General features: G+C 39.1%; 23 protein-coding genes and 1 riboswitch. Of the genes, 7 read left to right on the top strand and 16 right to left on the bottom strand.

Translation table 11 applies throughout. The features are described from left to right. Nucleotides 1-34: 34 nt before the first annotated feature. Nucleotides 35-1141, bottom strand: coding sequence for a glycerol dehydrogenase (locus BM098_RS07970; protein ID WP_089832170.1), 1107 nt, complete (start codon nt 1139-1141; stop codon nt 35-37). Nucleotides 1142-1327: 186 nt separating this feature from the next. On the opposite strand from BM098_RS07970, the gene dhaS reads away from it, so the two are divergent. Genes dhaS through BM098_RS07955 form a run of 3 tightly spaced genes read left to right on the top strand, consistent with a single transcriptional unit; the run spans nt 1328 to nt 3810 of the window. Further along, on the top strand, nt 1328-1888 hold the full coding sequence (dhaS, locus tag BM098_RS07965; protein ID WP_089832169.1) for a dihydroxyacetone kinase transcriptional activator DhaS: 561 nt from the start codon (nt 1328-1330) through the stop codon (nt 1886-1888). Beyond that, nucleotides 1885-2868 (top strand): dihydroxyacetone kinase subunit DhaK, encoded by a 984-nt coding sequence (locus tag BM098_RS07960; protein WP_089832167.1) that lies wholly within the window; start codon nt 1885-1887, stop codon nt 2866-2868. Before dhaS ends, BM098_RS07960 begins: the two co-directional genes overlap by 4 nt. Nucleotides 2869-2880: 12 nt before the next feature. Next, nucleotides 2881-3810 (top strand): alpha/beta hydrolase, encoded by a 930-nt coding sequence (locus BM098_RS07955; RefSeq protein ID WP_089832164.1) that lies wholly within the window; start codon nt 2881-2883, stop codon nt 3808-3810. 321 nt (nt 3811-4131) lie between these two features. Here BM098_RS07955 and BM098_RS07950 read toward each other — a convergent pair whose 3' ends face one another. The 3 genes from BM098_RS07950 to BM098_RS07945 form a co-directional block, all read right to left on the bottom strand. Then, nucleotides 4132-4944 (bottom strand): formate/nitrite transporter family protein, encoded by an 813-nt coding sequence (locus BM098_RS07950; protein WP_089832162.1) that lies wholly within the window; start codon nt 4942-4944, stop codon nt 4132-4134. A gap of 90 nt (nt 4945-5034) precedes the next feature. Further along, a complete protein-coding gene (locus BM098_RS13715; RefSeq protein ID WP_234987452.1) occupies nt 5035-5196 on the bottom strand; it encodes a hypothetical protein in 162 nt (53 codons plus the stop codon). 232 nt (nt 5197-5428) lie between these two features. Beyond that, on the bottom strand, nt 5429-6853 hold the full coding sequence (locus BM098_RS07945; RefSeq protein ID WP_089832160.1) for a sodium/glutamate symporter: 1425 nt from the start codon (nt 6851-6853) through the stop codon (nt 5429-5431). A 270-nt stretch (nt 6854-7123) separates the two neighbouring features. On the opposite strand from BM098_RS07945, the gene BM098_RS07940 reads away from it, so the two are divergent. Then, a complete protein-coding gene (locus BM098_RS07940) occupies nt 7124-7609 on the top strand; it encodes a competence protein ComK (RefSeq protein ID WP_089832158.1) in 486 nt (161 codons plus the stop codon). Nucleotides 7610-7718: 109 nt separating this feature from the next. On the opposite strand, the gene BM098_RS07935 is transcribed toward BM098_RS07940, so the two are convergent. The 10 genes from BM098_RS07935 to lexA form a co-directional block, all read right to left on the bottom strand. Beyond that, nucleotides 7719-8231, bottom strand: coding sequence for a YjbQ family protein (locus tag BM098_RS07935; RefSeq protein ID WP_089832155.1), 513 nt, complete (start codon nt 8229-8231; stop codon nt 7719-7721). A 7-nt stretch (nt 8232-8238) separates the two neighbouring features. Beyond that, nucleotides 8239-8937, bottom strand: a complete 699-nt coding sequence (locus BM098_RS07930) for a triose-phosphate isomerase (protein ID WP_200795839.1) — start codon at nt 8935-8937, stop codon at nt 8239-8241. A gap of 4 nt (nt 8938-8941) precedes the next feature. Beyond that, on the bottom strand, nt 8942-9787 hold the full coding sequence (locus BM098_RS07925) for a class II fructose-bisphosphate aldolase (RefSeq protein ID WP_089832153.1): 846 nt from the start codon (nt 9785-9787) through the stop codon (nt 8942-8944). A gap of 60 nt (nt 9788-9847) precedes the next feature. Continuing rightward, nucleotides 9848-10129 (bottom strand): PTS sugar transporter subunit IIB, encoded by a 282-nt coding sequence (locus BM098_RS07920; RefSeq protein WP_089832151.1) that lies wholly within the window; start codon nt 10127-10129, stop codon nt 9848-9850. Nucleotide 10130: 1 nt separating this feature from the next. Next, on the bottom strand, nt 10131-11477 hold the full coding sequence (locus tag BM098_RS07915; RefSeq protein ID WP_089832149.1) for a PTS galactitol transporter subunit IIC: 1347 nt from the start codon (nt 11475-11477) through the stop codon (nt 10131-10133). A 16-nt stretch (nt 11478-11493) separates the two neighbouring features. Beyond that, complete coding sequence (locus tag BM098_RS07910; protein ID WP_089832147.1) at nt 11494-11952, bottom strand: PTS sugar transporter subunit IIA; 459 nt, start codon at nt 11950-11952, stop codon at nt 11494-11496. Nucleotides 11953-11966: 14 nt separating this feature from the next. Continuing rightward, nucleotides 11967-13940: a BglG family transcription antiterminator gene (locus BM098_RS07905; RefSeq protein WP_159430148.1), complete on the bottom strand. Its 1974-nt coding sequence runs from the start codon at nt 13938-13940 to the stop codon at nt 11967-11969. A 290-nt stretch (nt 13941-14230) separates the two neighbouring features. Beyond that, complete coding sequence (locus BM098_RS07900; protein ID WP_089832143.1) at nt 14231-14557, bottom strand: DsrE family protein; 327 nt, start codon at nt 14555-14557, stop codon at nt 14231-14233. 105 nt (nt 14558-14662) lie between these two features. Beyond that, on the bottom strand, nt 14663-16384 hold the full coding sequence (locus BM098_RS07895) for a methyl-accepting chemotaxis protein (RefSeq protein WP_089832142.1): 1722 nt from the start codon (nt 16382-16384) through the stop codon (nt 14663-14665). 273 nt (nt 16385-16657) lie between these two features. Next, a complete protein-coding gene (lexA, locus tag BM098_RS07890) occupies nt 16658-19090 on the bottom strand; it encodes a transcriptional repressor LexA (RefSeq protein ID WP_089832140.1) in 2433 nt (810 codons plus the stop codon). A 240-nt stretch (nt 19091-19330) separates the two neighbouring features. Between lexA and BM098_RS07885 the strand changes: the two genes are divergently transcribed. After that, nucleotides 19331-19879, top strand: a complete 549-nt coding sequence (locus tag BM098_RS07885) for a hypothetical protein (protein ID WP_089832138.1) — start codon at nt 19331-19333, stop codon at nt 19877-19879. 80 nt (nt 19880-19959) lie between these two features. Here BM098_RS07885 and BM098_RS07880 read toward each other — a convergent pair whose 3' ends face one another. Then, entirely contained in the window at nt 19960-20646 is a 687-nt protein-coding gene (locus tag BM098_RS07880; protein WP_143423390.1) for a hypothetical protein, read from the bottom strand. Between the two features lie 227 nt (nt 20647-20873). Between BM098_RS07880 and BM098_RS07875 the strand changes: the two genes are divergently transcribed. Together BM098_RS07875 and BM098_RS07870 are read left to right on the top strand one after the other, a co-directional pair. Continuing rightward, on the top strand, nt 20874-21638 hold the full coding sequence (locus tag BM098_RS07875; RefSeq protein ID WP_089832134.1) for a helix-turn-helix domain-containing protein: 765 nt from the start codon (nt 20874-20876) through the stop codon (nt 21636-21638). A gap of 109 nt (nt 21639-21747) precedes the next feature. Next, nucleotides 21748-22677: an LCP family glycopolymer transferase gene (locus BM098_RS07870; RefSeq protein ID WP_089832132.1), complete on the top strand. Its 930-nt coding sequence runs from the start codon at nt 21748-21750 to the stop codon at nt 22675-22677. Nucleotides 22678-22762: 85 nt separating this feature from the next. Here the strand turns inward: BM098_RS07870 and thiT are convergent, their stop codons facing one another. Continuing rightward, nucleotides 22763-23347, bottom strand: a complete 585-nt coding sequence (thiT, locus tag BM098_RS07865; protein ID WP_089832130.1) for an energy-coupled thiamine transporter ThiT — start codon at nt 23345-23347, stop codon at nt 22763-22765. 88 nt (nt 23348-23435) lie between these two features. Next, nucleotides 23436-23543: riboswitch (TPP riboswitch) on the bottom strand. Nucleotides 23544-23658: the final 115 nt, after the last annotated feature.

Below are 23658 nucleotides of genomic sequence, written 5' to 3'. Positions count from 1 at the left end.
TCCCGGCTAGTTTTTTCTAATTCACATATTTCTATTATTCACCGCGCTTTTTCATATACGCTTTCGCATAAGCATCAACTGCTTTAATCGCCTGGACGACATCGTCTGGCGTTACCGTAAACGGCATATTCTTCATCGTTTCATCTGGTTTCGTTGCGAGTTCACCGATGTTATATAAGTCTTCATCACTCACTTTATCTAGATGTACCGCTTCTAATGTGACCGGTAAATCAAGCGCCAAATATAAATCAAGATAGCGTTCGATTTCCGTTTGTGGTTTATTTTCTAACACGAGTTGCGTCATCGTACCATAAGCCACTTTCTCCCCGTGTGATAGATGGTGAATATCTCCTTCAACTGCGGTAAAACCATTGTGAATCGCATGGGCTGCCGCTAGACCTGAATCTTCAAATCCGAGTCCGCTTAAAAGTGTATTTGCTTCAACAATCGCATCTAGTGCTGGGGTAACAATTTGTTGTTTATTTGCTTCATAAGCAAGAAGAGCGTAATCAAATAACACCGCTTCACATTTTTCCGCAATCGCGTAACCGGCGATTGTTGCTTTTCCACCACTCATTGTTTCACCATTTTTTTGTTTAACAGCACGTGCCTCAACAAGCGTCGCAAGCGCATCAGAAATACCAGAAGCCAGCATACGGCTTGGTGCTTTTGCGATGATTGATGTATCCATTAACACAAGATCTGGGTTCTTTTTATAGAATAAATATTGTTCAAATGCCCCTGCTTCAGTGTAGACAACCGATAAGCCAGACGTTGGCGCATCAGTTGAAGCGAGTGTTGGAAAAATAACTACCGGCACATTTAAGTTATTCGCCGCCGCTTTGGCAGTATCAAGCGCTTTACCAGCACCAATACCGATGACGGCATCAACAGCCTTGTCTTTTCCGATATCAGAGACGCGGTTTATTTCTTTCATTGAACATTCACCGTTAAAAGTTACTTTTGTGACCGTAAAATCATTTTCTAAGTTACTAACCAATGTATCAGCCGCAATTTCTTGCACAAATTCATCAGCTAAGACGAGTAAGTTCTGTCCGAAGTGAGTTAAATACTGACCCGTGTGATTAAGTAAATCTTTTCCTTGAATGTAACGACTCGGGCTAACAAAAATTTTATCCATGTGAATCCTCCTAAAGAATTTTTCCAATCGCGATGATTGGTTTTGGTAACACTTTAATCTATACCCTTATTGTAGAATGAAAACGCTTCATTTAAAACGGACAAAAAAGTTTTTTTGTCAAAATAGCCTGATTTTTTTCTTTATCAGACTGTTATTTTCGGCTACACTATAGGTAGGGTGATGCCAATGACAACTTCAATCATTACACAAAAAATGATTGCACAAGCACTAAAAGAGTTAATGAAGCTAAAACCGTTTCAAAAGATTTCGGTCTCAGATATTATGAAGCAATGTGACATGCGTCGGCAAACGTTTTATTATCATTTCCAGGATAAATATGAGCTTCTGGCCTGGATTTATCAATCGGATACGAAAGAACAGATTGCGGATTTTTTAGATTATGAGCGTTGGGATACGATTTTATATCAATTGTTTCGCTATTTCTATGACCATCAAACCTTCTATAAAAACGCCTTAAGTATCACCGAACAAAATGATTTTGGTGATTACTTGTTTCATGAACTACATGGTTTATTCACCTATGTGATCAAAGCTCTCAGTCATCACACATCAAGGGACCAACTTGATTATCAAGCTAAATTCTTTGCTCATGGTTTTGTCGGCATGACAAAGGACTGGTTAACATCAGGCTGTACGATTTCACCTGAGGCCATGCGGGACATCGTCTACGGCTTACTTGATGAACAACTGAAGATTTCATCACACGAAAGCGAGGAAACACAATGAAACACATTTTAAATCATAAACAAACAGCGGTCGAATCGATGTTGTCAGCTTATCAAGCTGAACATCAATCGCGGGTAAAGATTGACACCGAGCACCACATTATTTACACCCCAAAGACAACCGGGGTGAGTTTAATTTCTGGTGGGGGCAGTGGCCACGAGCCGGCTCACTTCGGTTATGTCGGTAGGGGCATGCTTACAGCGAGTGTGAGTGGAGAACTTTTCACCCCACCATTTCCAGATGCTATTTTACGAGCCATTCAGTTAACGGATGCTGGCGGTGGTGTTTGTCTGATTGTTAAAAACTTTGCGAGTGACGTTGAAGTATTTACTGAAGCCAAGCGACAAGCAGAAAAACTCGGTCATACCGTCGAGCTGGTGATTGTCAGTGATGACGTATCAATTGACAATAAAACAACGTATTCAAAGCGTAAACGCGGGGTTGCCGGTACCGTATTGATGCATAAAATCCTTGGTTTTTTTAATCAACAAGGTAAGTCGTTACAAGAATTAACAAAGATTGCACAAGACATCTCACCGCATCTTTTCACTTTAGGTGTCGCTTTATCTTCAGCTGAACTGCCAGAGACAGCACCGTTTTTCACGTTAGCTAAAGATGAAGTTTATTTTGGCGTCGGGATTCACGGTGAGAAAGGTTATCGAAAAGAACCATTTCAATCCTCAGAACAACTGGCGATTGAGCTGTACAATAAACTCAAGCACTTACATCAATTTAAACCAGGTGAACATTATGCCTTTTTAATTAATGGTCTCGGCGCAACACCGTTACTCGAACAATATGTGTTTGCCAATGACGTGAGACGCTTGGCGGCACTTGATAAGATTGTGATTGATTTTCTGAAAACAGGCACACAATTATCATCTTACAACATGCAGGGGCTATCGTTAACATGTTTAAAAATAACAGACCCATCAATCACCACCGCCCTACAGGCACCGGTTGATGTGAGTCACTGGTAGGAGGAGACAACAATGGACACAACCTTTTTAACGAGTAAAGATCAAACATTACTTCATTTATACCGGTATACAAATGAACGAACACCAAAACTGATTCTTCAATTTGCGCACGGAATGGGTGAACATGCGGGACGGTATCAAGATTTTTTCAACTACTTGTTGGAACGAGATATCTTCGTCTTTGCGCATGACCACCGGGGACACGGAAAGACAGCAGAAAAGAACGGGGTGCTGGGTCATTATGATGACCATAATGGCTTTGAAAAAGCGGTCGATGATCTCATGCTTGTCAGTGACTTGATTAAAAAAGACTATCCAGCGACACCGAAAGTCGTGATGGGGCATTCAATGGGGTCTTTTTTAGTGAGACGCTTTATTGAGCGCTATCCAAATGAAAGTGACGCGGTTATTTTGACCGGTACCGGCTATCATCAAGGCGTTAAGGGTAAGGCGGGCCAACTCGTCAGTTTGATTGAAACAAAACTATTTGGTAAAACCCACCGAAGTAAGTTGATTGATTCATTGAGTTTTGGCCAGTATCAAAAGCAGTTTAAAGATCGTGGCAGCTGGCTCTCACGTGATGAGAGTAGCGTGAAAGCTTATGAAGAAGACCCGCTAAGTGGCTATGTAGCGACCAGTCAATTTTTTCATGACATGTTGACAGGCATTGAGCGCCTGCATAAACAAACAGAAGTAAATAAAATTAATAAAGCCACGCCTATTTTACTGATCAGTGGCGATGATGACCCAGTTGGTGATTTCTCTAAGGGGATTAAAAAAATAGCAGCTGATTATAAACAAGCAGGGGTACAGTCGGTAGATACTTATTTTTATCCGGGTGGCCGTCATGAGATGTTGTTTGAGACAAATCGAGCGGAAGTAACAGAAGATATTTTCAAGTGGCTTACGAACACCTTTGACCGTCAATTCCCCTCCACTTAAATGCTACCGCGTTTATAAATAGCCACCCCCTTGAACGTTCACCTGTTTAAGGGATGGCTATTTTGTATTCGGGTTCTGATGAGTATGATCATAAAAAAACTTTACCCTTTAGATATAGCTTTCGAAGAAACCTCGCCTTCCTCTTGCGACTAAACCGTCAACATGATAATCGGGACATTATCAACCAACAATACCCGTATCATACTTATCACCTCAGTCTTTAGTTTACCTCGAAAACAAATCGACCTTTCTTCACTCAACCAAAAAAGCTTACACTACCTATTTAAATAGATAGTGTAAGCTTATCAGATATAATGAATATTATGACGCTCGGTGCTGCTTTTGTCTGATCGGAAGTAAATGGTCAGGTTCTTTCTTTAAGTAAACAACCCAGTAAGCACCAGCGACAAACATAACGCCACCAACCGCATTGCCTAAAAAGACAGGGATAAAGTTAAGAACGTATGCGCCCCAACTAAAATAACCGGCAAAAATAGCGGCAGGAATAAGGAACATATTCGCGACTACGTGCTGAAAACCAATCGCGACAAAGGCCATTGTTGGAAACCAAATCCCTAAAATTTTACCTGACATATCTTTCGCACCGTAGTTTAACCAAACAGCCGATGCGACTAACCAGTTACAGCCAATACCCGATAAGAATGCTTGTAAGAACGTAACCTCTATCTTATGTTCAGCTAAATGTACTGTAGTCTCTAAGTAAATACCTTCTGTTAGACCAACAACATGACCAAAAAAATAAGCAACAAAAATGGCCCCTAAAAAGTTACTGACTGTGATAATGATAATATTTTTTATAACGTGACGTGACTTAATCTTTCGTTCCATTCTTGAGAGTGGGACGGCCATTAAGTTGCCCGTCAACAATTCTCCGCCCGCAAGTAACGTTAGGATAAGGCCAATTGGAAAAAGTGACGCGCCAATAAAAGATGAAAATCCGCCCCATGTTTCTGGCATATTTGCGGTCACATGAATATAGAGTAAATACCCGAGAGCGATAAACGCCCCTGCTTCAAAACCTAAAATTGTTGACTGTAAACTTGTGTAGTGTGCTTTTTTATAGCCAGACGATACCGTATAATTGGCTATTTCTTCTGGATTGTAAAAACCCATCATGATCAGATCCTTTGCATAAATGTTTGTGATACTCTTAACATGATATATCTTATTTTTACTTATGTCTAGAAGAAAATACGAATATATTCAAGGTATACGCTTACATTTTAAATGTATCGGTATTTTTTCGTCCTCAACCAAAATCTGGCGCTTGAATGCACCGGTTGAACGCTTTCCTTTTTCAATGTTAACTTCTGTTTCACCTGTCAGTTCATGCTTAAGGTTATGATCTTTATCCTCTACAACCACAGCTTACTTATTGAAGTCCAGAAGTTCTGCATCACTCTCATAATAATCATCTGTTTTTCACATCGACTTTGAAAAAATCATATTTGTCTAATTAACAAAAGTGAAGAAAGTTGAGATATTTTTTACGATCACTAAAAACCTCCATAAAAAAACAACTACGCCTTTTAAGTGTAGTTGTTTTAGCTCTTTAGACATTATTATATTAAGTGGTTGTATGTTCAATGAACCTTAATTATTTTAACCCTTTTGGTTTCTTCGGTCCAAAGTGCACCATCCCGAAAATTAAGAAGAAAGCGGTAATAACCGTCGCAATAATTAAAAATGTAACCGGTCCAAACTGATAAATCAGCGGCAATGATGCGGCAGTGACTAATCCACCACCGACAAATGGTTCAAAGAGAATTTGTTTATAACCGAATGCTTCTAGTGCCGGTGTTTGGTGATCAGGATCGGCAATCTTCATAAGGAGTAGACCCGTTGCGGTCATCCCGGTTGCTTGACCAAAGTCACCTAATCCGCGTTCAAACCAGTATTCCGGAATCATGCGTGGTCCAAGCTTCATAAAGGCAAAGACGTTCCATACCATCGCGACAAACGCGAGTAATAAGAACGGGATAATATTCTCACCAATAACATCTAAAGACAGTGTCGCCAGTGCTGAGACGAGTAAGACATCTAAAGCAAAACCTGAAATTTTACTGATCAAATCTTCATCAATGTACATATGAATATCTCGCTTATCAAAGAAAAGTTGAACAATCATTCCACCAATCATCGCCAGTGGGAAGAGCGGTACATACGGAAAGAGATAGACATCCGTCCAAGCTCCCCATGTGAGCGCTTCTAGCCCGATAAGCGCTTGTTGGATGATGTAACCTAAGACAATTGAAATCGCAAGCAGGGACAAGTGAAAGGCTAGTGGTTCAATCGCTTTTACTTGTTTTACCTTTGTATCGGTATCATAACCATGACGCTCAGCAATCCGTTCACGCTCGGCATCTGTAAAGTGACTACGTCCACCCACATGCTGAGCAATGCCTTTTTTAAAGCCAAGGTTAATAATAAAAATCCCAACAATAACCCCAACTAAAATCCCAACGGTCGCAAGACCAAGGGCTAAGTCAGCTCCTTCAGAAAACCCTAACGTATCAAAGGTATCTTTTAGTCCCGCCGCTGTACCATGACCCCCGACAAAACTTATCTCAATTAACGCCCCTGCCAGTGGATTCATCCCAAAGAACGGGGTTAATACGAGCAACGTCAACAACAGACCTATAACATACTGTCCCCAAGAAACCGCTTGACCCATAATCACTTGTGGACCAGCCATTCGCCAAATCTTTTTCACACTTGGGACAGCTTTCCCTAAAAATAAAGTCGCAAAGACGACATTAATAAACATCCCCGGTAACGTCTTCCAGACGTCTAAGATAAATGCAGGGATTAAACCATTATAAAACATGGAGGACTCCTCTAACAATAACGGGGTGATACGTCCAACGACACCTGGACCCACAATCAACGCGATAAATCCAGCGATAATCGAACTTGGTAAAAACAAATCACGTAAGGCTTTTGTATGAAGACGGACGACTTTCCCGATAATTAAAAAGACGCCAATCATTAAAAAGCTAAAGCCAACCATGTTAGCTGACATAATATTCCTCCTTAAGATAAAAAAATAGACCTGTTTAAAAAAAACAGTGACTCACTTATTATAGTTGTATATGTATCAATTTCGCAAGGTTATTATAAAAGAGAGAATTTTCTGATTTTATCATTCAAAACCGAGTAGATGACTCAATGGTGAGCATTTTTCAAATTTGATCATTTTTTTACCGTCAAATTTCAATTTTGACTAGGCCTTTTTAAATTTCTGCGGTATACTTTTAAAAGTAAGCGCTTCAATATATTAGAAAAGGAGTGAATTCACATCAATACTTTACCCCACTATCTTATCTCACATAAAACCCTCTACCTTGAACAAAGCTTCGATCCTCGCAGTGAAACCATCATCGAAGAAACACATGCAAGCTACACTTGTCTTCAGCCAATGACTACTATTTTAGAACAGACTTGTCTTAGTTTCGGTTCGACTGTCGCCGGTAGAAAAAAGTCCATGCAGAAAATCTTCAATCTCAATCAAACACCGATTTTTCCTATCTCACCTCACCACGACCTCTACTGTTTTCAAACCCACTCCCCGCGGATGGACCACTGTGTCTTTATTATGACGACTCATCTCACTCATTACACCGCCTGCGCAGACGGGATTACTTTTCACTTTAATTCTGGAAGAGCTAAACACGTCCAAATGACAAACACACGTGTAGAAAAAATCATGGCGCTGTTAAGTTTATACCAGCTTTATTTTAAAAATACCCACCCAATCAAACGAACCCTCTATGTATAAGCTTTTTTGCACTTATTTAAAACTAGTATATGAAAAAGCGCCACATTAAGCCCTATGCTTAATGCGACGCTTTTATATAACACTACACTTACTTGGCAGTTATATTCATTCAGTCTCCAACGATCATGATATTGCACTTGCGGTCACGCACTCTATTTTGATCCCAGTCGATGAAATAAATATAGCCAACAGACCCGATAAGTAACGCGTTATCTTTTAAGACGAAGTTTTCACTCGCACCAAATAACGACGCTCGAAGATGCGCATCTGCATTTAATATTGTCGCTTCATCCGTCGGATAATCGGGATCATCTAAGCCGTGAAGAAAATCGACATGAGCCTGTCCTGGATACTGATAATCTGATTCGGTTAATTGTCGTGGAATCAGTTTATTTAAAATCCGGTTAAGGTCGACTTGAATATATTCATCACCATTAAAATCAGTGTCATGAACGTATTCTTCAAATACGACTGAGCAAGTTGTGTGCGGAGAAGAAACGACACAAATCCCATTGGTTATGTTGCTTTTTTTAACTATTTCTCGAATCTGATCAGTAATATTATGATACGTAACACGTGTACCATTTGATGTGAGAATGAGTTGATCATAATAAGTAGCCATTATATTCCTACTTTCTATTTATTTCTGTTGCGTCTGTGACGGCTTGTAACATATCTCTTACCATTAAACTTGGATCATCCGCTAATACGATTCCACTTGTGCATCCTGTGCCATCTGCGCCTTTTTTGATTGTTTGATAGACGTCTTCTGGTGAGGTGATCCCTGCTGCTTGCATGACGAGAATATCTGAAGAAATGGCCCGAATCTCTTCATTTGTTTGCTCAATGTAATGAGTATCGCTCGTCTGTCCGGTTCCAATTAATTCTGTTGGTTCGCATAAAATGATATCTGGTGAAATCATCGCCATCGCTTTTGCTTCTTTAACAGAGTCAGCACATACAACTGTCGTTATTCCCAGTGTTTTTGCTTTTTCAATAGAAGCAACAAGTTCTGAAAATGTTAACGGATGTTCAGCATGATTTAACATGACGGCTCTTACCCCTGCTTCATGTAAAGCATCGCCTGTGACAAATCCCATACCTCTTCCTAAATCAATGCCATCCATATGTTGAGCTGTGATAATCAGATTTTTTGTTTGATCAGCTAATAATTTTAAATCAACATATTGTGCGGTAAAATACACATCAAAATCGACTTCACCTGCATAGCGATCAGCTGCAATGGCTAATTCATATACATTTTTACCTGTTAAATACGACTTTGGATTAATCATAAAAAATGGTTGACTTTTCGTTGATTGTTTCACAGAATCATCCCTTCATCTCTATTGGCTGCGTTTCAAATACTTGGTAATAATGCGTTAATACGTCTTTAAATCCGCGTTCAAGATTGTCTCTTAACGCCATATAATGTGGTGTTTTTATTTGGGCTTCCTTGTGGGCCGCGACAATTAAATCAGTGAAAATATTAATTTTACGCATGCCTTCTCTAGCGCAACGTTTTAAATTTTCATCCCCTGTTGAACTGCCACCGTGTAAAACAAGTGGCACCGATAATGCACCATTGATTTCATTTAAGCGTTCAAAGTTAATCTCAGGTTTACCAGTGTACTCACCGTGTGCTGTTCCAATTGAGATAGCTAACGAGTCCACACCAGTTGATTGGCTAAAGACTGTCGCTTCATTTAATGTTGTATACTGTGACTGATCGTCACTTTCTCCTTCATATGAAACTGTATTAGACCCAACATGTCCAATTTCACCCTCAACAACGACACCGTATTGATGGGCATAATCAACAATCGTCTTCGTTAGCTGAATATTGTCTTCAAGCGGCAACGATGAACCATCTATCATGACGGATGTGAAACCTAAGCGAATGGCTTCTTTTATAAAGGCAGGATCCGATCCATGATCGAGATGTAAAACGATCGGTACACTTGTTTTTTCAGCATAATGTTTGCCCAACCAAGCCGCTTCTTCTAAGCCGAGATAGTCTTTGTGTGACTCAGCGTAGGCTAGAATGAGTGGTAAGCCTAAAGATTCGGCTGTTTCCGTATACACTTTAGCTGTTAAACCATCAATAAAATTTGTTGCTGGAATCGCGAAATTATTTTTATCTGCGATGTGAAATAATTCTTTTGAACTGACTAGCATTTAGCATCCCTCCAGTAATTAAGAAGAACCGACACACGACGTGTCGATTCAACTATAAACTTAGCTCAATTGACGTTTAATCTCATCATAAACTTCTTCAGCACCGATGCCTGTTAAAAGCGGAACACCGTTAATTACTTTACTTTTAATTTTATCAGGTACCACTGTTGTTGTAACAACTGCATCATAATCATCAATTTTATTCATCTCATCTGCCACTTTTGATTGATACAACGTAACCTCTTTGTCTAAACCATTCTCCTTTAACCAATCTTTAATTTTACCTGTCACGACCGTTGATGTTGCAACACCTGTTCCACACATGATCAATAATTTTTTCATCTTAAGCTTCCCCTTTCTCCTGTGAACGATTTGGTTTTACTTTATTAACATAAAATAGCCCGAAAATTGTGATGATACCAATAGCTCCAATACCAATCCAACCTAAATGATCAGAGGCAAGTACGTACATTAACGTTGTCCATAGTCCACCTTCTGCCATCGCAGTAATACTTGAGTTACCTGCCATATCGAAGTTTGAAGCAATCGCAGCATCTGTCACTAATGGCGCAACCCATGACGTGATATAAAGAATCGATGCCATATAAAACGTTCCGCCAACAACTGTACGAATAATGTTCCCGCCAAAAACAGCGGCCATTAAAGCGACCACAAATGGAATGGTTGCCAAGTCACCAAATGGGAGCGTACTGTTACCTGGTAAGATAATAGCTAACGCAATCGTAATCGGAACGAGTAACAGTGAAGAGGATAAGACTGCTGGGTGCCCTACTGATAAGGCAGAGTCCATCCCAATATAAAGCTCTCTTCCTGGGAATCTTTTTCTTACAAATTCTGTTGCTGATTCAGATATTGGTGTTAAACCTTCCATTAAAAGTGACACCATTCTTGGCATTAAAATCATAACCGCAGCTGTTGCTACGCCTAGTTCACCAACACCACCAACATCGTAACCCGCTAACACACCGATAACCAAACCAATGATTAAGCCCATTACTGTTGTATCACCGAAAATACCAAATTTCTTTTGAATTGATTCTGGATCTGCTTCTAATTTATTAAAGCCTGGAATACGGTCAAACAACCAGTTCATCGGTACCGCAAACAGAAAACCTGGTGCGGACGTTCCGTGAGGAAACGTAATGTTTGGGAAACCATAAAACTTGTTAATAATAGGCCCAATAACGTCTCCAAGTAAAATGATCATCGCAAAGTATACCGCTGTCGTAAATAAACCTAATGCGAAATTATCCGTCACGACATACACAAGTGAAGCAACAAAAGCGGCATGCCAGAAATTCCAAATATCTACGTTTAATGTTTTCGTTAAACCGAATACTAATAAAACAATATTAATGACAATACCAACAGGAATAGATAAACTTCCTAAAATCGTCCCGTAAGAGATTGCTGCTGCTGCTGGCCAACCAACATCAATCGTCGTCAAGCTCAGTCCAAAGCGTTCGACCATTGTTTGTGCTGCTGGTCCAAGTGAATTACCTAGTAAACCAATCACGAGATTAAGACCAACAAAGCCAATCCCAACTTTTAAACCTGAAATAAATGCTTTTCCAGGCTTCGCTCCAAGAATAAGACCAAACGCAAAAATAAGGATAGGTAATACGACTGTTGCCCCTAAATCAACAAACCACTGTAATGCATCTAACATAATAATTCCTCCCTCACTAAATTAGGTTTTCTTTTCTTATAATACTGAAATAGTCCGCTTTATTCGTGCAAGAAAGTAACGCTTCTAAAACGGATTGTTTCTGAATTAAATCCATTAATTTACTTAATATATCCAACTGTTCATGTGATTCTTTTAAACCAAGCATGAACACAAGTCGTACAGGAACAGTTTTATCAGAACCGTCCATTGCTTGAAATGCTACAGGTTCTTTTAATGACATAAAGCCGATTTGTGATTGCTTCACTTTGTCACTATCAGTGTGCGGAATGGCAATACCGATATCATTAACAATTAAACCCGTTGGGAAATTTTGTTCACGATTAAGCACACCATCCATAAATTGATCCGTTACTAAGTCTTCTGCTTTAAAACATTGTGCTAACTCTGTTAAAACAGCTTCTTTTGATGAAAGATTTTCTTGTTGTAGAATGATAATTTCCTTATCAAATAACATGTCATTACTCCAATCTATATAAGCGTATTTTCATTTATAAACATCAGCAAGTCACTGGCATCCGTGATTGACACTAAATGATCGACATAGGCTTTTTTTTCAACCAATTGATAAAGCTCTGCGAACACATCCTTAATCTCATTAATATCTTTCTCAGCCACGCCAATAAAAATAATAAGTTGTACTTTGTTTGACCCCCACTGAATTTTATGTGTCAATGAGACAATTGAGATAAACGATTGTCTTAAGGTATGACTCGAAGCATGCGGTATCGCCACGCCAGTATACAAGCTTGTTTCCCCCATTGCTTCTCGTTCATAAAGCGATTGTTTAAATTCATCTGTGACTAAGCCCCGTTGATAAGCTTCTGCTGAGAAAAAGTCGAGAACTTGGCCTTTTGTTGTAAACGCTTTATTAAGAAAAACAAATTCTTTTGTGAGATATTTTTCTAACTTTGTTTTTGATTTGGTTAACCTTGGCTTGAGAATCATCTTACTTAAACTCATCTCATCATATTGCTTTCTAATACTCTTCATTTCTGACTCGGTGACTAATGGTGACACATAAATAACGGGTTGCTTTTCATAAGCAATTGGTACAGATGAAATAATTAAATCTACTTCATCTAAATTATTCTGATAAAAGTCTGAGAGCGAAATCGTTTCAATCATGTTTGTCGCTGGTAGTGCGTGTTTAATTCTATTGTAAATCAACTCTGAAGTGGCTAAAGCTTTCTCACACACAATCAAAATCTTATTCATTGGAATCTTTTTCTCGATGGCGACTTGAAAATGGATGGTAAGAAAAGAAATATCATGATCATTTAATTGAATATCATACGTTTCTTCGACATCGTTCATTAAATACCACACAATATTAAATAGCACACTGTACTGGCGTTTAATGCTTTCAAGTAGCGGGTTCGTTAACGTAATGCCTAATTTCAAGCGGTAAATCATCGTTGTCATATGGGCAACCAGCACATGAAATAAATGTGAATCATGATTTAAGTCTACCTCTAACATATGACTCATTTTGCTAATCAATTTCTTAACAATAACCTTATTTTCCGGATTGACTTGTTGCATATCAAGTCCAGGTTTAATATCATGAGCAAATAATAAACTTGATAAATACTCAATATCTTGTTTTTCTAAAACTAAACCCAGGGAATGATGCATCATTTCTGAAAGCTCTACGGCGATTAAATACGATTCCATATAGGTAACATTTTCAATAAAGACTTGCTTTTTCTTTGTGAAGTGACTGCCTATATAAAGGCGCTGCACATAAATTAATAAACTAATGTAGATGGAATCTTTGTAATAATCACTTAAAGGTCTCCCTGCTTTGGAAACAAGATTACCGTATACTTGATGAACAAATTGAATGATGGTCGGATAAAAAAACTGGTCTGCCAGACGCTCTAGAAGAGACATCCGTTTGACGACATCTACTATTGGTGTATCATCCAACAATGAAAAGATATAACGTTTTAACACATGTTGAATATCTTTTTCTTCTCCTCTAATACGTGTACCAAAATGGTCTGATATCAATTTCACATCTTTTCCAGTTAAAAATGTTTGAATTTCTTCCATATCTTTTCTTAGTGAGCTCACACTGACAACATAGTCTTCCGATAATTGTTCGTAAGTCATCTGTTCATTTTGTAAAAACAAGCGTTTGACAATCTCACGCTGTCTTTCTTCAGGTGAAAAGGATAAATGATGGGGGGATAATAGTTCGATTAATTTCTTCTCAAAAGTTTCTTTTGCTTGAGCAGAACCTATTAGCAATAAGCCCTTTCTAGGCATCTTCTCAATACAAGTTATCTCATCCATAATGTTATTCAAAAACGCAATATCATCGTAAATCGTTTTTGTAGAGACGGATAATTGGTTACTAAAAAAATTAGCCGGCCGGTAATCTAATTCTTCCATTAACAACTTATAAAGTTGAAATCTTCGCGCATCTGCTTTATTCATATCCATGTCCCCTTTACCTTTTACTCTTTTATTATAGTAAACGCTTTCTCATTCAACCATGACATCTTTCTTCCACATTAATGTGGAAGGACTGAACTTCTGTCTATTTAACCAATGTACTAAGGATACACACCTTCTTCTCTTCATCATACCACTTTACACTCCGTTGATGTTGTACCGCTATATGGTATACCGGTTATAGATTTTTCGTTGCCAAATTTAAGGCATTAAAAAACCGCAAGAAGTGATTACTTCACTCCTTACGGTTAGCTGTACTTTCGTTCTTGAGGTTATGGTTTGATATAACTTGCCCCGTGATGTTGTTGATCGCTTAAATATACAACACCTGACGGGACCATTTCCACGCCTTCAATTAACTCAGCTTGACTGATACCCTTATTTGCAAGTGAGACAAGACAAGCTTTCACTTTCACTTCTTTTGTGAGAAGCGTTTGTATTCGTTCACTTACCTTACTCGTATTTCGCAAGCCTTCAATCGCTGGTCCATTGACTAAGATAATCACATCTTCACTCGCATAATCGGTCATATTACTCGCATTGTTTAGTGTGATTGGCCATTTCTCTCCTTCATCAATATGAAAAATAACGCGCCGCATCAAAATCCCCCCTTACTTTTTTCTTTTCATTATAACGTGAGACACGTGACAATGCGATGAATGTACTTGGTCTTTTTGTTCAGGCGCGCCCGTTCTTGATTAAATTTATAGTTTAAACTGTTTCACTTCTTGGTCTAGCTCGTCGGCTAAGGCTAGGAGTGACTCACCAAGTGATTTAATCTCATCCAGTGAGGCGGATTGTTCTTCCATTGACGCTGAGACTTCTTCTGTTGAAGATGCATTTTCTTCGGCAATAGCTGACAAGTTCTCGAGCACTTCAAGAATCTCATCTTTATAGACACCCATATCTTCACCCGAGTCAGTGAGTGATTTGATGTGTTGTTTTGACGTGTTAATGGCTTGATTGATCGCATCATACTGGGCTTTATTTTGATTGATTTTTTCTGACTGTTGATGATAATTATGCAGCACATCACGCATTTTCAAAGTCGCGTCACTCGTATTACCTTGTAAATTCGCAACAATTTGATCAATCTCCGCCGTTGATGTGGTTGAGTCCTCAGCTAGCTTTCTAATTTCATCCGCTACAACCGCAAAGCCTTTACCCGCTTCGCCTGCACGCGCTGATTCAATCGCTGCATTTAAGGCAAGCAGATTGGTTTGTTCAGCGATACTCGCAATCACTTGCGACGCTTTTGATATTTCTTCTGCACTACTATTTGTCTGTTCAATTTTCTCGGCAATAGCTTGGGTTTCTTTTTCACTCGATTTTGATAGTGATACAAGGGCATTGATTTCTTTTAAACCATCATTCACTGCTGTATTAACTGCGCCATTTGATTCAGTTAACGCTGTAATAATCTCCGCATTATGGTTGATTTTCTCACCAAGTAATTGACCTTTATCAGCACCTGATTCAATTGCTTGTGCTTGTGACTGGGCACCATCTGCGACTTCATTCATCGCATTGGCCACATCATCTGATGCTTGGGCTGTTTGCGTCGTATTCATTGTTACGACACTTGCTGATGCATTTACTTTAGCAGCTGAGGTTTGAATCGACTGCATAATTGTTTTAAGTGCGGTTGTTGTATCCATTAAGGCTCTGGCAATGGCCCCAATTTCATCTTGACGTTTCATATATTGATCTGGCACGTCAACCGTTAAGTCTTTGTCACCAAGTCGCGCGGCCAGTATTTTCAACTGCTTCAGTGGACCAACGAGTGAGCGTGACAACACATACACAACGACTAGCATAACCGTAATCGCAATCAGGCCGACCGTTAAAAACACAGGGCCCATCTGTGAAAGATACGTCTCGATTAACCCATCAATTTCAGCCTTTGGTGCGCCGGTAAAGAGCGCCCCGATGATAGCACCATCACGATTAAACACTGGGCGATAAGCCGTATAATAAGCCGTTCCAGCAATCACCGACTCCCCTAGATAACTTTCATTATTAAGGAGTGTTGAAGTTACTGCTTCATTATCTAACGCTGTCCCGGTCGTTCTTTGGCCATCTTCACCGATGATACTCGTTGACTGACGGGTGAACGTATCATTTTGATATTCAAACAAAGTAAACACGCGTTCTAATTGAAAACTGAGTAAATCAAGCGTCGACGTGATCGCGTCATTGTCTTGGCCCATCACCCCTTTTAATTCACCTTGACTAATTTCAAACCCACCAAATTTATCATTCAAAAAGAGTTCTGATGCATTTAACGTTTCATTTAACGCTTGATCTAAATACATCTCTTCCATTTCGTTTGAAGCCATATAATAGCTGACGACCATCACTCCAACTAAAATGACTAAGGTTAATGTTCCAAACAACAGTAACATTTTTTGCTTTAAGCTGCGCATAGTAAAAAAACCCCTTCTAGTATCGATATTTTTTCTTCTTTTTAGGAAAACCTTGTATATTTTATCACAAATATATTGGTATCTCCACCTGTTTATCACCAAAAACACGAATTGTTCACAACTTTTGTCTGATAAAGCTAGCGGTATGTCTCCATCTTTTCACTTACTGAGCTAAACTCATAAACAATGCACGTTACTTGTTGTGTACATTTAATTAATTAAAGACCGCTCGTCACCCATTTATAGGCAACGAGCGGTCTTTATACTTAATCCTCATTTTCCTTTTAACACACCGATCACTTTTCCGTTAATCAACACATCTGCACTGTCCATTAAGATCGGTTCGTAGGCATGATTCTCTGATTGGAGAATCACTTGTGAGCCCATCGAGTTATATCGTTTCATTGTCGCCTCATCATCAATGACCGCAATGACAATGTCACCCGTTTCAGCTGTAGCTTGACGATGCACAATAACAGTATCACCTGGGTCAATCCCGGCATTGATCATACTGTCACCCTTAACTGTTAATGCAAACGTCTCACTCGACCGGATGAGAAAGGATGCTGGTAAGCGGCACGTATCAGAATAATATTCAATTGCACTGATTGGGAGGCCCGCTGCCACATCACCAACAATTGGCACCTTGATTAATGGTTCTTTTAAGGTTAGTAGGGTCACTTGATCGACAATATTCATTAATTCTTCGTCTTCTTTGTTTTCTAAGACATCGTAATATTTATCTTGTCTAAAGTTATGATAGACATAATGATTCTCTTTTTCTGGATAGAACTGTGGCTGACAGCTTGGAATGTCTGAGACTTTCTCACCTCGTGGATCAATCACGACAAGTTCTAACCCGTCCGTCACAACGCCGTACTTCACGTCACTATTTGTCCCGAGGTAACTTTTTAATTGATTTAAACCCTCTTGAATTCCACTTCCTAATGCTTTCGTTTCAATGAAAATATATGGTTTTTCCACGCCGTTATGATGGATATTAACAGCCACATCAACATAACCTTGTTTTGAGAACTGTTGGACTGGGTACTCAAGCTCCAGCAAGAGCTCTGGATAATTGTACCGTCCAATTAATTCATTAATGATCCATTGGCGGACTTTTTCTTCTTTACTATTTAAATCAGCAACTTGGTCTGTTAAGCGGTAATTCATCATCTGAATGGTTCGGTACGGTCGTACTTTTTGATCGCGATACATCCGCAAATGCTCCAAGTTTATTTCTTTTAGTAATGCGGACGGTTGTTTGACGGATGTCATATACAGTAAGTCATTCGCTCGGGTCATGCCAACATAAAAGAGCTTGCGCTCTTCTGTCTTGACCGTCTCCTCATCACCAATATCGGTGTACTTAAAATTCGGGATCACACCTTCGTCCAAGTCAACAAGTATAACCACTTTAAATTCTAACCCCTTAATCGAATGCATTGTCAGGCACTTAACGGCATCTTTATCAAAATCAGGTGTCTGGACTTTTAGCTGATGAACCGGCACACCTTCAGCTGATAAATACTGTTCAATATCTTCTAAGAAGCGCTTTTCTTTGGCGACAATACAAATATCTTTATAGTGATAATCACCCATCAATTGATTGATCTCATCTTTTAAAAACGCTAAGTGAGTCGTATGATTTTTAAAGTACCGGTAAATCGGCGCATGACCATGACGGTCAATGAGCGCTGGTTTAACAAAATCAACATTTCCCATAATCGCTTCGTCATGTTCAATTAAACCATAGGCTGCCTTTGAAATTTCTGTCGTTGTCCGGTAGTTCTTTGACAATGTCCGTGACCGGCCACTCATATCATAACCAATCGTTGTATAAGGGCGCCCTTTTCCGAGCCAGCTTAAGTTATAAATACTCTGTGTATTATCTGCGACAAACATGATTGAGTGATGGGGTTTATCGTTTTGGACCCGGGAGATAAACATCAGTTGGACTTTCGTTAAATCTTGACTTTCATCAATAATAATATGGGTGAAGTGTTCTGGTTGGTGCTCTTCTACTTCACGCAGGGCCATTAAATTTAATGACGGAAAATCAACAAAACCGTGATCAACCATTAACGTATCATAGTGGTTTTTTAAGGAGAAGATGGCTGCTCTTGTATCTGAGTTTTTTGTTAGTTTTTGCGGCATCCCTTTACTGCCCGTTGCCCGGCTGATGCGGTCAATGTCCTGATAAACTTCGACATCGTTAATATCACACGCTTTCATCCACTGGATTTCATCATGCAAAAAGTTCTGATATTTTGGACTTAAGATACTGACGTCTTGAAAGCCATCTTTCATCTCAAAGATGGCTTGATTTAATATCTTTAGTAATTGTCGCCTATTTGTCAGTGGTTTAAGCGTGACGTTTAACCGGGCACTTCGCTTTTTAAAATAGTGAAACATCAGCTTATCAATTGTCGTAATCGTAATATCAGCTTCGTGTTCACGTAAAAATGATGTATACTCAGCTTCTTCTTCCAGTTGTTTAAACTGGTGCTGGATGAAATTAAGTAACGTTTTATTATATGTCACAAGCAATATCTTATCATCTGGTTCAAAGCAATAATGCTCTTGTAGAAAAGCTAACCGTCGAATAGCGACACTTGTTTTTCCTGAGCCAGCCACGCCTTTGACTGACATGTGACCGGTCGGTTCTAATTCGACAATTTTACGTTGTTCGACGTTCAGTTTCATTGGTTATGCCTCCATCTATTCCTTACTTAGGTTCGTTACCCTTAGTTTACCATATCCGTAGGTTTTTTGGCATATATTTTCCTGATGAATATATAGCGTTGAAACATCCGATTAGTCATTATTCGATTTATAAAAAAACTCCCAATATTTTTACTATTCCAACGATTAGCTAAATCATTAATAAATCAATGCGATTATGCTATACTAGAAAACAGACAAAAATAGAAAGAAGGGAAGTATATGAAAAAACTCCTCGCATTACTTGCCGTCGCACTTCTCGTTGTTGGATGCCAAGCTGATACAGATGACGCATCAACGTCAGATAACACAGAAGACGTAACGGTCGCTGATGAGAAACAACAAGAGATTAATACGATGATTGAAGATGGCCATTATTTTGAAATCAACGGGGCGCTTACAGCTTTAACTGACGCTGACTTAACAAAAGAAGAGATTGACACCATTAAAGCAGAGACTGCTGAAAAGTTAATCACAGAAGTGGATGCACTCTCAGAAAGTTTCATGAGTGGTGACCTTGATGTTAACACTTACAGCAATACCCTGACTGATTTTGAAATCATCGAACTTGACGGTGTCCCAGAAAAAGCAGCTGAAGCGCGGACAAATAACAGTGAAATGATCACCTCGCGTCAAGCATTTAAAGACGGAGAAAAATTCTTTGAGATTGAATACTATGACATGGCTAAGATCGAGTTTGAAAAAGTCATTGACTCAGATGTTCACTACGAAGATGCACAAGCACGTTTAGAAGAGCTTAACAATATGTAAACCAAAAAGAAACAAGCCCTCAACGGTCATTACCAAGAGGTGCTTGTTTCTTTTTAAATACCTTAGTAGAAACAGGTGTATTAGTTTGTTCTTATTTTTTTCTCTAACGCTTTTAATACCCGGCGTTCACGTCTTGTTAAATAGACCGCTAATTTCTCCATACCACTTCGACCATAATCTTTAAACACATCGCGAACATAGAGTTGATCTGTGACCAACAGTTGGTCCCAGGCTAACTCAACCTGTCGCACGGCTAAATAGACAACCGGTGCCAGTTGTTTTCTTGTAAATACGTGTTCAAGCTGGTCCCACTGATTTTTGTCAATGAGCGACACTAAAAGAAGCGGATTTTGCATCTCTAACATCAAGTACGGCCGTCGATGAGGACTTTTTGATTGTATAACTGTTTTGATCTGGCTGAGCGCAAAGAAGAACGGTTCCAATTCTCGTTTAGACAAGGTGTATTGACGATGCTCTTTATCAATCACCAGTTGATTGTTGGTAACTTCTCCGTGATAAACCGTTGGTTGTCTATCTAAGAGATAGTCTTGAAGTGAGCAGTCACTGGCTTGATTATTTATCGTAGCGATACGTGTTGTTAGGATATGTTCGTATCGTTCATTAAGCGTATTAATCGTTACTATGTATTTATAATCAACTAATTGAGTGGTTTTTCTTAACAGAACAACGAGTATGACAAGAATAATGAGCTGGATAAAAAGAGAGACGCTAGCACTTTGTTCCATTATATAATCAAGTACGCTCAACATCCCCACCACCTTTTTCATTTTTACCTATATTCATACTACCATCTAACCAAATAAGTGCCTAGCCCTTCGCTCAACATTTCTTTCATAAAAACATGTCACTTTTTTGAATATGTCGACGTCTAATAGAATAGTTCGCTCTTTTTCTGTCTTTTTTCAACCATAAACGTCTGACTATAGTATAATGAAAAGAAACACTTTTTTAAAACTTTTTGGGAGGGATTAACATGGTTTTCTTTCAAACCCACGGGTTGACGAATCCAGCAACCTTTTTATATGATCACGTCCATAACCTGCAGTTTCCTTCTCACTTTCATGCGGCATATGAATGTTTAATCGTTCATGATGGTGTGATTGAAGTTGATGTCAACAACACAAGCTACACGGTTAAAAAAGAACAACTTCTGTTTATTCATAGTCATCAAATGCACCGTATTACATCAGTGAACGATACAACGGTGACCATTGTGTTATTCTCCAATGATTTAATCAGCGACTTTGATCAGCAATATAAAGACCGACTGGCGACTTCTCCTGTGATTGATTATCGAATGTTACCTAAGCTAAGCGAACTTAGGACCATCTATCACCAAAAAGCTTTTCTTTATGACATACTATCTCAACTGATCAGTCAGTCAAACTTTACCGAAAAACAAGTGACAGTCAATACAACGCTCTTGCATGAGCTCTTATTATATGTGGAAGACCATTATGATAAGTCTTGTTCTTTAAAAGCAATCTCCACCCTATTAGGCTACGATTACGCCTATATCTCGCAAGTTTTTAAACAGATGACGTCACTCTCGTTTACGGATTACTTAAACCAATACCGTATTTACCAAGCAAGAAATAAGCTCACCCACAGTGGGTTAACCATCACAGAGATTTCCCGTCAGTGTGGTTATGAAACACTACGCACCTTTAACCGTAACTTTCTCAAATATACCAATATGACCGCCTCAGACTACCGTAAGCAGTATACAGCTTCCTAGCAATCATGAAAGTTACATGAGAATTACTTAATAATGCTTGTGAATTACACAATATTTGTTATAATCTTACTACTAGAAAGAAAAATATGTCACAGAAAGAAGTTTTAATATGGAAAAGAATCATGCAAACAAGAAAAAAAATAAAAAGAAATGGTGGATTTTAACCCCCATTATTATCTTACTCATCTTATTAGTCTCTATCGTTGGTTATGGTTTTCATTTATATACTGAAGTCAAAAATAACATCGATGATAATATGCATGAACAGGTTTCAGATCATGTGATTGATACCGAAAAGACAAAAGAAAAAATCGAAAATAAAGACAATATCAATATACTCTTACTCGGTATTGACTCAGAGTCGTCGGTCAGTGGCCGATCTGACGCAATAATTGTGATGACCTTAAACCCTAATGAAGACAAGATTCAACTCGTCAGTATTCCGCGTGATACGCGGGTGACGATTGTGGGTCGCGGGGAAGAAGATAAGATTAACCATGCCCATGCGTTTGGTGGTCCGGATATGGCGATTGAAACAGTTGAAAGCTTTTTAGATATTGATATTGATTACTTTGCGCGAGTGAATATGGACGGGATGGCAGAACTCGTTGACTTAGTTGGTCCTATTACGGTAAATAATGAGCTAGCTTTCTCACAAGGTGGCGATACTTTCCCGTTAGGGGATATTACTTTAACAGGGCCTGAAACAATGAATTTTGTCCGGATGAGAAAAGAAGACCCGCGCGGTGACTTTGGCCGGACAGAACGTCAGCGTAAAGTCATTGAAGGGATTGTAGCTGAAGGAGCTAAAATTGAGAACATCACCCGCATTTCTGATTTACTTGATGTGCTTGGTGACAATGTCAGTACCAATATGACTTTTAGTGATATGACTTCACTGTTCCAAGACTATCGCCAGACAGCTTCAAACTTTGAAGACTATCAAATGCAGGGGTCTGGCACGATGATCAACGGTATTTATTATTACATTGTCACTGAAGACGAGATCAATAGAGTCCATGATTTAATTGAATCATAATTAAAAACAGCGTGTCGACCAAAAAATCGGTCGACACGCTGTTTGTTTTTTGTAACTTTTTCCGTTATCACGTGCTAAGGGTCCATTAAGCTGCGTGACGCATCGGTTTTTTAACGAGTGATGGTCGCTTACTAAAGAGAAACGCCACCGCGATAATATTAATAATTGCCGACGGAATAATATATGACGCATTATAAACAAATGAGTAAAGCCAAATATTCATCCCATCAATCAAAGAATCAAAAAAGACAACGCCGGCTAAATAATGACTGACAAAACGAAGCGTACTGCCAAGTGAGACGCCAACAATGACCCACTTTACAAAACTTCCTCTTGAACCGTTCTGTAAAGCCTGTGCCGCTTGGTTTTTAAACAGTCCCGCAAAACCTAATACGGTAAAGGCAATCGGATAGTCTAGAAGCCCTTGAATTGGATGGGCAATCCAAGCAGTACCCGAAACAATCTGTAAGACTCCGAGTAGTAAGCCTGAAAGTAACCCGCCTTTAAGTCCCCAGCGATAACTCATAATGAACACCGGAATCATCGCAAAAGAAATCGAACCTCCTTGGGCCCAAACTTTAAATGATAAGAACGGGACGAGGTCTAAAATCAGCGCCAGCGCTGAAAATATCGCGACCTCAATGATAAATAATGTACGTTTTGATTGCATCAAACATTCCTCCTTGAAATTTGTGCAACAAAAAAAGCAATGCCAAGGGATGCTTCCTGATGGAGGACCCTAACATTACTTAAAACGCCATCAAAAAAGCCACCATCCCTACGCTAGTATTAACTAACAGGTTCAGAGGGTCTAAGTATCGATACTTACTCTCAGCTGACGGTTATCAGCTCCCCTTGAAGGCTTGATTCAATTACTCTTCTTGTTAGTTTGATTATATCAGGCTATTCTGAAAATGCAAGAGCTGAGGCTTAAAAATCGTTGCTAAACAAAAACTACTAGGTCATTCCTTTTATCTGCAT

Source organism: Halolactibacillus halophilus, assembly GCF_900115605.1.
Lineage (GTDB): Bacteria > Bacillota > Bacilli > Bacillales > Amphibacillaceae > Halolactibacillus > Halolactibacillus halophilus.
This window is presented reverse-complemented; position numbering and strand designations above follow the sequence as displayed.